This window comes from Kangiella shandongensis (assembly GCF_020005365.1).
Taxonomy (GTDB): domain Bacteria; phylum Pseudomonadota; class Gammaproteobacteria; order Enterobacterales; family Kangiellaceae; genus Kangiella; species Kangiella shandongensis.
This window is the reverse complement of record NZ_JACNML010000002.1, coordinates 146221-158688: the sequence shown is the minus strand read 5'-3', so window position 1 is coordinate 158688 and position 12468 is coordinate 146221. Positions and strand designations below refer to the sequence as shown.

The 12468-nt window shown below is 44.1% G+C and carries 12 protein-coding genes and 1 tRNA gene; 5 read left to right on the top strand and 8 right to left on the bottom strand.

Annotated features, from left to right (window positions below; all coding sequences use genetic code 11):
* Positions 1-13: 13 nt before the first annotated feature.
* Genes H7708_RS02590 through H7708_RS02575 form a run of 4 tightly spaced genes read right to left on the bottom strand, consistent with a single transcriptional unit; the run spans position 14 to position 3188 of the window.
* Positions 14-733, bottom strand: a complete 720-nt coding sequence (locus H7708_RS02590) for an arginyltransferase (RefSeq protein WP_223668913.1) — start codon at positions 731-733, stop codon at positions 14-16.
* A gap of 40 nt (positions 734-773) precedes the next feature.
* Positions 774-1484, bottom strand: coding sequence for a leucyl/phenylalanyl-tRNA--protein transferase (gene aat / locus H7708_RS02585; protein ID WP_223668912.1), 711 nt, complete (start codon positions 1482-1484; stop codon positions 774-776).
* A gap of 37 nt (positions 1485-1521) precedes the next feature.
* Complete coding sequence (locus H7708_RS02580) at positions 1522-2769, bottom strand: Y-family DNA polymerase (protein WP_223668911.1); 1248 nt, start codon at positions 2767-2769, stop codon at positions 1522-1524.
* Positions 2766-3188: a LexA family protein gene (locus H7708_RS02575; RefSeq protein WP_223668910.1), complete on the bottom strand. Its 423-nt coding sequence runs from the start codon at positions 3186-3188 to the stop codon at positions 2766-2768. The genes H7708_RS02580 and H7708_RS02575 overlap by 4 nt, the downstream gene beginning before the upstream one ends.
* A gap of 242 nt (positions 3189-3430) precedes the next feature.
* Between H7708_RS02575 and H7708_RS02570 the strand changes: the two genes are divergently transcribed.
* The gene (locus H7708_RS02570; protein ID WP_223668909.1) at positions 3431-6295 is read left to right on the top strand and encodes a TonB-dependent receptor plug domain-containing protein; all 2865 of its coding nucleotides are present in this window, start codon (positions 3431-3433) and stop codon (positions 6293-6295) included.
* A gap of 48 nt (positions 6296-6343) precedes the next feature.
* Here H7708_RS02570 and fghA read toward each other — a convergent pair whose 3' ends face one another.
* Both fghA and H7708_RS02560 read right to left on the bottom strand, forming a co-directional pair.
* Positions 6344-7180, bottom strand: coding sequence for an S-formylglutathione hydrolase (fghA, locus tag H7708_RS02565; protein WP_223668908.1), 837 nt, complete (start codon positions 7178-7180; stop codon positions 6344-6346).
* A gap of 25 nt (positions 7181-7205) precedes the next feature.
* Complete coding sequence (locus H7708_RS02560; RefSeq protein ID WP_235727475.1) at positions 7206-8330, bottom strand: S-(hydroxymethyl)glutathione dehydrogenase/class III alcohol dehydrogenase; 1125 nt, start codon at positions 8328-8330, stop codon at positions 7206-7208.
* Between the two features lie 97 nt (positions 8331-8427).
* On the opposite strand from H7708_RS02560, the gene H7708_RS02555 reads away from it, so the two are divergent.
* From H7708_RS02555 to H7708_RS02540, 4 genes are all read left to right on the top strand, one after another.
* Positions 8428-9294 (top strand): LysR substrate-binding domain-containing protein, encoded by an 867-nt coding sequence (locus tag H7708_RS02555; protein WP_223668907.1) that lies wholly within the window; start codon positions 8428-8430, stop codon positions 9292-9294.
* 51 nt (positions 9295-9345) lie between these two features.
* A tRNA-Arg gene (locus H7708_RS02550) sits at positions 9346-9421 on the top strand.
* Positions 9422-9486: 65 nt separating this feature from the next.
* Positions 9487-10167, top strand: a complete 681-nt coding sequence (locus H7708_RS02545) for a rhodanese-like domain-containing protein (protein WP_223668906.1) — start codon at positions 9487-9489, stop codon at positions 10165-10167.
* A gap of 15 nt (positions 10168-10182) precedes the next feature.
* Entirely contained in the window at positions 10183-10554 is a 372-nt protein-coding gene (locus tag H7708_RS02540) for a VOC family protein (RefSeq protein WP_223668905.1), read from the top strand.
* A gap of 43 nt (positions 10555-10597) precedes the next feature.
* Here H7708_RS02540 and aguB read toward each other — a convergent pair whose 3' ends face one another.
* Positions 10598-11458, bottom strand: coding sequence for an N-carbamoylputrescine amidase (aguB, locus tag H7708_RS02535; protein ID WP_328798963.1), 861 nt, complete (start codon positions 11456-11458; stop codon positions 10598-10600).
* Positions 11459-11478: 20 nt separating this feature from the next.
* The gene (locus tag H7708_RS02530; RefSeq protein WP_223668903.1) at positions 11479-12468 is read right to left on the bottom strand and encodes an agmatine deiminase family protein; all 990 of its coding nucleotides are present in this window, start codon (positions 12466-12468) and stop codon (positions 11479-11481) included.

Here is a 12468-nt window from a genome sequence, read left to right as displayed (position 1 = left end):
TGTCTCTGCTTCGTTAATCGAGACTTAACCAGCGTTTATTTCTAAAGACCTCTGCGGGGCGGTATTTTACTTTATAATCCATCTTTTGACATCCTTTTACGTAGTAACCCAAATAACAATAGGGAAAGCGCATTTTTTGGCAATACTCGATGCTTTTTAAAATAACGAAAACGCCTAAACTCTTATAGTCGGAGCTGGTATCAAAAAACGAATAAACTGCAGAAAGGCCATCATCGAGAACGTCCAGACACATTACGGCAACCAGCTTGTCACCGTCTCTAACTTTCAGCAGGACCGTATCACACCACTCGGAAAATAAAAAGTCGGCATACTGACGTTTTGAAGGAGGGTACATGTCGCCATCTTTATGCCGGTTAGTGATATAGTGTTCGTACAGCTGATAGTCTTCTTCGAAGCAGTCCGCAGGCTCCAGGCTGACGTGATAATCGCAGTTATTGCGCAAAACTCGTCGCTGGCTTTTACTGGGTTGGAATTGATCCGCCAGCACTCTGTAAGCCCAGCAGGCAGAACAACCAGGACAGTGCGGACGATAAACGTGCTCGCCGCTACGTCGAAAGCCTTGGCGACTCAATTCAGAATATAGTTCACTATTGAGCAATAAACTTGGATCAGCAAAGACGGATACTGCAATTTTGTCATCGAGATAGCCACAAGCATGCTCTGGCCCTTTAAACAGCCTGATATGCTGTGTCGTTTTTTGCTTATTACTCATACCCTTAGGGTACTATCCTAGAATGACTTTTACCACCAGATTATTGCCATTCAGAAAGCGTTTTAGGCAGCCACATACCCTTCGGTTGCGGCCAGTCGATATGCGTATTCAATAAGTTTAAGAATTCACTTCGTGGTATATCCACTGCCCCCATACGGTATAAGTGCGGGTTACCGACCTGACTATCCAGTAGTAGAAAACCCTGTTCTTTCAAGTAATGAGCAAGGTATATCAAGGCAAACTTTGAAGCATTTGGTGCGCTGCTAAACATTGATTCACCAAAGAAAAAACGCCCCATGCTAACGCCGTATAACCCGCCAAAAAGCTGCTCATCGCGCCAGACTTCTACCGAGTGCGCAAAACCTCTTTGATGCAGTTGCTCATAGGCTTGCTTCATCTCCGGTAAGATCCAGGTCTCTGGTTCTTTGGCTCTCGGTGCCGCACAACCGTCGAGGACTTCCGCGAAAGCTCTATTAATAGTGACTTGATAAGGTTTTCGTTTTAATTCTCGGCGCATAGAGCGAGATATATGAACATCATCAATAGGGAAGACACACCTAGGATCGGGAGACCACCATAAAATAGGTTCGCCTTCAGAATACCAGGGAAAGATTCCATGCCGGTATGCCTCAATTAACCTTGGTAGAGACAAGTCGCCACCGATGGCAAGCAAACCGTTTGGCTCATCCTGTGCAAGCGATGCATCGGGAAAGTTAACCGAGTCATCTAACAAGAATATACTGTGTTTCATTAATACTAGCCTGATTTTAAGGACGACAAGTTCTCAATTAAGATACTTTGATTATTTCGCTCCACCGTGTTGTATAATGCGGCGACTGGGCATTGCAGCGCATGGCCCATCGTTTGGCAAAACCAAGACTTCCAAACTTAATCGTGTCTTGCCCATATTTTTTGTTGATGGTGTCCAAGCTATCCATCAATTCTGGCCGCTGGGATGTATTACTGAAAATATCAGACTGGTAACCGCTACTTGGTACTAATCCGAATAAGACAACTCCCGCTTTCTTATAAACTTCGCCGGCTTTATAAATCTTTTGCACACCGCTATTAATAGCTTTCAGGAAGCAGCTGGTATCGTCAGTTGGCTCTGAAAAAGGCAGAGTGATGCCGTGATGGTAACCATCGCGAGTATATAGAAACAACTGAATACTGGATGCTAAAGATGATTGCTTGCGTAATTTTTCACAGCACCTTGTGGCATGATAGGCTAGCGCTTCTTTTAAATCACTTTGCTCAGTAATCGGGTTACCGAATGAGCGAGAATTTAGAATAGATTGCTTGGGTTGTGGTAGTTCACTAAATGTTAAACACGGCTGACCACGTAGCTCTAAGATGGTCCGCTCCATATTCACAGAAAACATTCGTTGCAGAGTTTTATAGTCAGCGTTATGGAGATCCCATGCTGTGATAATGCCATGAAGTTTGAGCTTTTGTGTCAGACGCCGACCAACACCCCATATATCGCTTACCTGCATTCGCCTGAGGGCCCACTCACGATGCTGTTCGTTTCTTAAATCGACGACACCCTGCGTTGAGCCCTGGTGTTTTTTTGCATAGTAATTAGCCACTTTTGCTAAGGTTTTCGTCGGGGCTAATCCAATACAAATAGGCAAGGATAACCATTCATCTACGGTCTTCCTAAGTCGTTTACAGTGCTGTATTAAATTATCGGTAAATCCATCGAACTTCAAAAAAGATTCATCCACGGAATAAGGCGACACCTTGTCGGTAAACTGGCTGAGAACCCAGTTAAATCGTTGTGATATATCACCATAAAGGCCGTAGTTTGATGAAAAGCACTCGATATCATGTTTTTTAATAAGCGTCTTTATTTGGAAGTGGGGAGTACCTATTTTGATACCCAGTGATTTCGAGTATTCACACATGGCAATAGCACAGCCATCATTATTGCTGAGCACGACCACTGGTTTATTCTGTAGGTCTGGGCGGAAAAGGCGCTCACAGGCAACGTAAAAGCTGTTAACGTCGCAAAGAGCATAGGTGCTCTTGCTCATCGTAAACTCCTGGCCAGGCCTGTAACTACTCCCCAGATCGTAAGCTCATGTTCTCCAGTGACAGTAATATTCGGGTAGTTGGGGTTTTCAGACTGTAATATCGGGCTTTCAGGGTTTTTCAGACGTTTGACAGTAAATTCATTGTCGAGTAAGGCGACTACGATATCTCCATCTTTGGCATCAATAGAGCGGTCAACCACTAAAACATCTCCCTGAAATATGCCTGCCTCAATCATGGAGTCACCCTCGACTCGAGCAAAGAAAGTGGTCGCGGGCTGTTTAATCAACAGTTGATCAAGACTGAGCGTATCTTCCATATGCTCATCCACAACACCAGGAAATCCCGCGGATACACGTCCAGAATAGAGAGGAATGTCTGAATAGCTTCCTTGAGGTTTTAATATGGATACTTTGCTCATTCGTGTGCTGTTGTGATGATTACGTGTAGTATTCTATGACTAATTTAGAGTGCTTTACAAATATCTCAGCCTATTTTTTTGTTGAGTTTTAAAGAGCCATTTTAAGTTTATATTAGATTTTATTAATAAAAATGTCGTGTTTTAGATTTTTATGGTTCTAAAATAACGTTTTATGTATTAGTATTATTCGGCCAAAGTTATTATTGGCGACAATAAAATTAATGAAAATGGGGTGAAGAACAATGACAAAGCACAACATTATCGCTCAAGCGGTAAAAGTAGCGCTTCTTGCTTCTGCATCTTTGGCTTTTACTGGGACAGCATATGCTGCCGATGAAAGTTCAGAATCAGAAGAGGAAACTGCAAATAACGAACCTGAAAAAATAACTGTAGTTGGTTCACGTATTAAAAGGACTGCGATTGAGGGTGCACAGCCGGTAACCGTCATTACAAATGAAGATATGGCTGAACAAGGCCATGTTACCGTTTTTGATGCTCTCACAAATTTAACACAAAACAGTAGTTTTCAGTTTGAAGGCCCTGAGTTTTCAAGCGGATTTACTCCGGATGTTCAAACATTAAACCTTCGTGGTATTGGTGTCGGTAACACATTATTACTGTTAAATGGGCGCCGTATTTCTTCATATCCCGCGGCGTATCAGTCAGATACTTCTGTGTTTAACTTTGGCGCTATTCCTGCCGCTGCGGTTAAAGAAATTCGTATCTTAAGTACTGGTGCTTCAGCGATTTATGGATCGGATGCGGTTGCTGGTGTTGTTGACATTATTTTGAAGGATGATGTTGATCAGACAACGGTTAATTTAATCGTAGGCACTCCAACTGAAGCCGATTCGAATCCGCTGGATACACAGCTAAAAGTGGTTACTGGTAAAACTTTTGATAAAGGTAATGTGACGATAGCATATCAATATACCGATAGAGAATTGATTACTGCTGGGGAGTTTGATGATTTTGACTCTGATTTGGATTACCCCTATGGCGAAGGGGTTTTAACACGCTACGTACTGGGGTTGAACTGGTGGGATAATCTCAACGGACGTGAATACTATATGGACCCTGGAGTCGGTACCTGTTCTGGTATGGCGAACGGTACCGAGCGCTCATTCCGCCCCGTGGCTGGTTATTTCTGTGGTGATGATGGTGCTGCACAAACTTCGTTTCGAAATGCAAAAGAGTCTCACTCTTTGTTTGTACACGGTGACTATCAGTTAAGTAATGACGTTAGTTTGTTTGCAGATGTTCTTTACTATCAAAGTGAGTCTACAAATAACAGTCATTATTTGTTTGTGTCAGAAGATATCCTGGATACCTCGACAGTGGTGGATACCGGTTTTGGTTTTAACTACTTTGACTGGTATTTAGGTCAAAGGCTGTTTACCGAAGAGGAGCTGGGACGAAGCCTTGATACAGAATTTGAAGATGACTCTTTGAGCTTCACAGTAGGGGCTAATGGCTTTATCGGTGCACACGAGTGGGAAGTTGCTTTGAATCGCTCCGAGTACGAGTATGAGTCAAAAAGCCCATGGTGGAAAGCTGAAGAAGTGATCAATTTGTTTTTAGGTGATTACATGGGAACAAGCTTCTTTGGTACTGACTGGTGGTCTGGTACAGGTGTTCCTTTTGGTTTACGCGGTAACTTGTTTGAGCCTTTAAACGATACAACACGCCCATTGGTGCAAAATGCTATTGGCATCCAAACTTATGGTAATGAAACTTCATCAACTAGTGCTAACTTTAATATTACTGGTGACTGGTTCGATAACTGGGCGGGTACTGTTAGTTATGCAGCAGTCTTAGAATATGAAAAGCAAGAGTTTGAGTTTGTACCGGATGCTCGTATTTCACAGGACCCACCATTGCCTAACTTACCTGGCTCAGGTTGGTGGAAGTTAACGGGCTATCAAGGTGAAGGTGATCGTACCCGATATGCTCTTGGTGGTGAGTTGCTAATTCCAATGAGCGATACGTTTGAAGTTAACTTGGCAGCCCGTGTTGATAACTACGATAGCCAGTCTTCGTCTATTGGCACTCGCACAACACCGTCGTTAACTTTCACATGGAGACCTGTCGATGAATTCTTGTTACGTGGTGGATATACAGGGAGTTTCCGAGCTCCAGATTTGAACCAGGTATATACAACAACGGGTTTCTTTACTGGAACTACTGATTTAGTTCAGTGCTTGCAGGTCCATGAGTTTAATGGTGGCACTCAAGATAACTTTGATCCGAGCACCTGTAGCAGCAGTAGCTCATTCGTTCAGCGTGTGGGGTCTCAGGATTTAGGTGGGGAGCCCTTGGACGATGAAACAGGATACAGTGCATGGCTAGGCTTCTCGGTAGACATTACTGAGGAGTTGACTTTAATGACCACTTACAACAGGCTGAACCTTGAAGACCGTGTCCAGACAGAGAGTGCTTCGAATTTATTGCGTGACGAATTTGAATGCTACATCAATAGTGGTGAAGTTGATCAGGCTCGATGTGATTATATTGATGCTCGCATTGATCGAGAAACAGATCCAGGAACAGGTATCTCTTTTGTCTCCAGGTTTAATGTATCGCCGATTAACGCATCAAAAACCGAGATTGACACCTTGGATGCGAGCCTACGCTGGGGGCGAAATTACGATGCGGGTCGTTTAGAGTTCAATATTGATTATAGCCATATGCTATCCAATAAATACCAAGCTAATGACGATAGCGAAGAGATTGATCTTCGAGATGATGAGATCTTAGGTGGCTGGGATCCACGTTCGCGTGTAACTACAACGCTAGCATGGTCAGCAGAAGACTACCGTGTTGCCTTGACGGCATTCCGTCGCGGTGGTGTGACAGCATGGCGTCCAAGTCAGCGTGACCCTGAGCGTGATTACCGCATGCGTCCGTACATAACGTACAACTTGACGGCTAATTACAACTGGACAGATAGTTTCTCTACAGGTTTGAGAGTTCGTAACTTGTTTGATGCTGAGCCGCCTAAAGATGAAACCTTCCAGTTCTATGATTACCCTTGGTATAACCATTTTGTATATGCCGGTGCGGGTATTGGTCGAGAGTTATATTTAGAAATGAATTACACTTTCTAAAGCTATCGATTACTCACAAAAAAGCCGCTTTAAGCGGCTTTTTTGTGTTTAAGGTAAATGTTTTGCATGAAACCGTAAGTGGTCTTCAATAAAGCTACTGATGAAGTAGTAGCTATGATCGTAACCTTCATGCTCACGGTAAGTGAGAGGGTAGTTAACTTTATTAGCCACGTTGACCAGGTTTTGAGGTTTCAGTTGCTCTGTCAGGAACCCATCAGATAACCCCTGATCGACCATTAGGGGAATCTGCTTTTCTGCCTGAGACATTAGTTCAGTTGAGTCGTAGTTTTTCCACTGCTCTCTATCGCTACCCAAATAGGCTGTAAACGCTTTTTCTCCCCAGGGGCAAGCTACTGGATTAACAATGGGGCTAAAGGCCGACACAGACTGATATTTGTCCGGATTTTTTAAAGCCATCATGATAGCGCCATGTCCACCCATGGAGTGCCCGGAGATGGACCATTTATCTGAGACAGGGAAGGTTGCCTTGACTAACTCTGGAAGCTCTTCATTGATGTAATCATACATTTGAAAGTGCTTGTTCCAGGGAGCTTCTGTGGCATTGACATAGAAGCCCGCACCTTGCCCCAGGTCGTAACCGTCATCATCTGCCACACCATCACCTCGAGGGCTGGTGTCTGGTGCAACAATGGCAACTCCCAGTTCAGCAGCGATGCGATGAGCTCCAGCTTTTTGCATAAAGTTTTCATCGGTACAGGTCAACCCCGAGAGCCAGTACAAAACAGGCACTTTATTGCTTTCACTGGCTTGGGGCGGCAGGTAAATGGCAAACTGCATTGAGCAGTTAAGCGCAGAGGAATGGTGCTGGTATTGCTTATGCCAGCCACCAAAGCTTTTCGCCGTACTTATATTTTCGATTTCCATCATTATCTCCTGAATAAAACTTATCCTAGTAATGAATTACACTGCGAATGCTTTTACCTTCGTGCATAAGATCGAACGCGTCATTGATATCTTCTAGTTTCATGGTGTGCGTAATAAAATCATTAAGCTTAAACTCACCATTCATATAGCGCTCAACATAGTCTGGAAGCTCTGAACGTCCTTTTACGCCACCAAAAGCAGTGCCTTTCCATACGCGTCCTGTTACCAGCTGGAAAGGGCGGGTGGAGATCTCCTGGCCTGCTCCTGCCACACCGATAATGACAGATTCTCCCCAACCTTTATGACAGCACTCAAGTGCCGAACGCATGACATCAACGTTACCGATACACTCGAATGAATAATCCACGCCACCATCTGTCATGTCTACGATGACTTCCTGAATCGACTTGTCGTAATCTTTCGGGTTAACGCAGTCGGTAGCGCCCAGCTTTTTAGCCAACTCAAACTTGCTCTCGTTGATATCGATGGCAATGATTCTCGATGCTTTGGCCATGGCGGCACCAATGATAGCTGATAGACCAATACCGCCGAGACCGAAAATCGCGACAGTGGCGCCTTCTTCGACTTTCGCCGTATTCATCACCGCGCCCATGCCTGTGGTCACGCCGCAACCCAGTAAACAGACTTCCTCAAGCGGGGCTTCTTTATTGACCTTGGCCAGTGAAATTTCCGGTAATACCGTGTACTCAGAGAAGGTTGAAGTTCCCATGTAGTGGTAAATAGGTTTTCCATCTTTATAAAAACGAGTGGTACCATCTGGCATTAAACCTTTGCCTTGAGTTTCTCGAATCTTTTGGCATAAATTGGTTTTCCCAGACAGACAAAACTTACACTCACCGCATTCGGGCGTGTAGAGAGGAATCACGTGATCGCCAACTTCTACGCTGGTCACGCCTTCACCAACCTGCTCGACGATACCGCCGCCTTCGTGACCTAGAATGCTGGGGAATACACCTTCAGGGTCATCACCGGAAAGTGTGAAAGCATCAGTATGGCATACGCCTGTCGCCACAATACGTACCAATACTTCGCCTTTTTGTGGCGGCATAACGTCGACTTCTTCGATGGATAGAGGCTTGCCGGCTTCCCAGGCAATGGCTGCTTTAGACTTAATAAACTCTTGAGACATAATGAACTCCTATATTTGATATAGAAATCATTATATTTGTTTACTATTTGTTGTTAATATCTCTTCTGTCAATTCACTATTACCTATATGTAACAATATGGAATGGCAAGGAATCTCAGAATTTGTTGCTGTGGCCGAGAGTGAAAGTTTTACTAAAGCCTCGCAGCAAATTAAATTATCAACAGCCCAGGTCAGTCGGCAAGTTAGCCAGCTGGAGCAACGTCTGGGCATTAAGCTACTTTACCGCACAACGCGAAAGGTCACACTGACGCAGGAGGGTAAAGTATTTTATCAACATTGTCGAGCGGTACTGGATGGTTTACAGAATGCGCAAGATATCGTACAGAATCTGCAAAACAAACCAAGAGGGGAGTTAAAAATATCAGCAACCGTGACTTATGGTGAGCAGGTTATACTGCCTTTAGTGAACCGCTTTATAAAACAGTACCCTGAAGTTGGAGTCGAAGCCTATTTAACTAATAAACAGGTTGATTTGGTGGATGAGGGCTATGATCTGGCTATTCGTATTGGTGACTTAAAAGATTCAAGCCTGATGGCGAGAAAGTTGAGCAAGCGTTCGAACTATGTTTGCGCTTCCCCTGATTATTTACGACAGTTTGGGACGCCGCATACGCTGTCAGAGTTAGCCAGCCATAACTGCCTGCTGGGTACTTTGGATTACTGGCGTTTTAATGTAGAGGGTAAAGAAAAAACCGTTAAGGTTTCGGGTAATGTGCGATATAACAGTGGTTATGCTTTAACTCAAGCGGCACTGCAAAGCATCGGGATCGTTCAATTGCCAGACTACTACACTCAGGAGTATCTGGAGAGTGGGGAGCTGGTACCGGTTCTTGAACCGTATCGAATTCCTGAAGAGGGTATTTGGGCAGTTTATCCACAAAATCGATTCGTCTCGCCCAAGGTTCGTGCATTGATTGATTTTTTAGTCGAAAATATTCATTAAACAATTTATCTTTTTGAATCAATTCTTATAATAGTGCTGTCTTTTCATTGCGTCCCCATCGATTAACTGGATAAATCATGGGCCTCCTAAGCCTAAGCTCCTGGTTCGAGTCCAGGTGGGGACGCCATTCCTTGCTTTTTATTTCCGTTGATATAACAATGAATCAGTTCATTGCTATATCAGGAAGCTTCTATGCGATTTTTTAAATTATTTTTTCTGTCATTAATTGTTTTACCTTTTATTTTGTCATGTCGTGAGCAATCTCTAGCAACAGGTTCAGATGATCTCCCTCGAGATTTTACGCTGCAGGCTGGAGAGCGAGTTTTGTTCAATGATATCGACTTCCAGTTTGAGAGGGTTGCCGAGGATTACCGTTGTCCTAAAGGAGTGCAATGCGTTACTGGCGGGGTAGCGAAAGTATTAGTTAATTATACGGTCGACAATAAACCTATCCAGAAGTCATTGCTAATTGGTGCTACTCAGCCGGCTGAAAGTGAAATGACTGTTGGAGATACTCGCCTGATTCTAGCTTATTTAAAGCCAGCTCCTGCGGCTAATATAAAAATTGACCCTGCGAGCTATAGGGCGCACTTTATCGCTTATAAAAAAGGCGATTTATCCGATGCTAGAGTGATTGATGTTCGTACCGAAGAAGAGTATCAACAGGGGCATTATCAAGATGCGACGCTATTACCAGTGGCAACGTTGACTGACACTATTGGCTCACTGAATTTAGATAAAACACAACAAATTGTGGTGTATTGTCGTAGCGGTAATCGTGCGGGCAAAGCGAAAGTTGCTTTGGAAAAACTAGGTTATAAAAGTGTGATTAATGGTGTTAACAAGGATATTGCAGAATATATAGTGCAGTGAGTATAAGGAGTATTTATGGGAAAGGTCGTTGGTGTTGGCGGAGTGTTTTTTAAGTCTAAGGATCGTAAGGCCTTGGCTCAGTGGTATCAGGATACTTTGGGGTTTGCTATTGACCCGAGTTACGGTGGTACCAGCTTTTTACAAACGAATGCTCCCGATAAAGCCTGTACGGTGTGGGGACCCTTTAAGGAGGATACCGATTACTTTGAGCCATCCTCTAGGGAGTTTATGCTCAACTTTATTGTTGATGATATTCATCAGTGCTTAGAACAAGTAGAAAGTGCGGGAGGAACACTGATTGGTGAACCTAGTGAAGATGACATGGGGATTTTTGGCTGGTTTATGGACCCTGAAGGCAATAAGATCGAGCTGTGGCAGGTAAAGTAATTTAAACACAAGGGCAGAATAATCTGCCCTTCTAATTTATCGGTTATAACTGAGTGATTCTATCGTAATACTCGGGTCTGCGATCTCGAAAAAGTCCCCAGCTGGCTCTGTCTTTCACCAGTTTATCCAGATCAAATTCGTGCGTAATCACGCCTTTTGTCTGGCTATCCATTTCCTTAACTTTTGCTCCAAAGTTATCGGTTATAAAAGAGGAGCCATAGAAAGTAATATCACAGCTATCTCCTTGTTCAGTACCGATGCGGTTAGCAGCAATAATGGGTACCATATTGGCCCCACTATGTCCTTGCATGACCCGTTGCCAATGGGCTTTTGAATCCCATGACGGATCCTGAGGCTCTGAACCTATTGCGGTTGGATAGAAAATGACTTCAGCTCCTTTCAGGGCGAGAATACGGGCTGCTTCAGGGAACCATTGATCCCAGCAAATAGCAGCGCCTAAACGTCCAAATTTCGTATCCCAAACCTTAAAACCCGAATTGCCTGGGCTGAAATAAAACTTTTCCTGATAGCCGGGTCCATCGGGGATATGCATCTTACGGTAATTGTCCAGAATAGAGCCATCAACGTCGATCATGGCTAACGAATTAAAGTAGGCATTTCCAGACTGCTCAAAATAGCTGACGGGTAACACCACCTCTAAGCGTTTAGCCAGAGTAGAGAAGTGTTGCAGGATACGGCTGGCGTTATAAGGCTCGGCCCATTCAAAGTATTTGGGGTCCTGATCTTTACACCAGTAGAATCCGGCAAAAAGCTCCTGCAGTAAAATTGCCTGGGCACCTTGTTCTGCAGCTTCCTCAATCAATGATTCTGCGATAGATAAGTTTTCATCGAAGTTATCTGTAACTGCAAACTGGGTTGCCGCGAATGTAACGTTTCTCATGATGTTCTCTCGAAAGTTGGCAATTAGATTGCCGGTTGCTGCATGGTGATGCAATGAATACCGCCACCACCAATAGTAATTTCATTAGCATTTAACTGAGTAACAGAGCGCTCCGGAAACAAACCCTGAATGATGCTCTTTGCCTCATCATCCTGTATACAACCAAAGGCAGGGATAATCACCTGCTCATTAGCGACGTAGTAGTTAATATAGGATAAAGGCATACGCTGTCCATTTAAATAGCGTGACTCTGGTTCGTGGATCTCAATCAGATCGAAGCCATGGTCCTGAATTATGCGGCGGTTCTTATCGTAAATGATGTCGTTCTCACTATTCGGCTGACTCACTTTTTGGCTTAAAATGGTGTGGCTATCGACGAAGCAGGCTATATTGTCAATGTGGCCATCAGTATCTTCATCACCAAAGAGCCCTCGCTCCAGCCAAATGATCTCTCGCCCCCCGAATGCATCAAGTAATTTCTTCTCAATAGCTGATTTACTCATACCGGGATTGCGATTAGGATTAAGCAAACACTCTTCTGTAGTCATTAAGACCCCAGCCCCATTACCATGAATCGCACCACCTTCTAATACAAAGTCGTAAGCGGTGAACTGGCTTGAACTTTGTTTAATAATGAAGTCAGCGACTTTGGCATCCTGCTCGTAAGGTGCAAACTTTTCACCCCAGGCATTAAAAGTAAAATTCAAGGCTTCAGCTTGATCGTTATTAATAATCCATAATGGTGAGAAGTCGCGTGCCCAGCTATCGTCTAAACGGTATTCGATTAATTTTACATTCGAACTGAGAATTTTTCCTGCAAAGGCAGCATGCTCCGGTCGAACCAGCATTTTGACTGGTTCTGATTCCGATATTGCATTAGCGACGTTAGCAAAAGCCCGCTGTGCGACTTCCAGTCCGTGTAGCCAGATTTCCTTACGGCAGGGCCAGGCCATCCAGGTTGCCTTATGCGGTTCCCATTCCGCTGGCCAGCGTTTGTTATCTTGAATCGACAT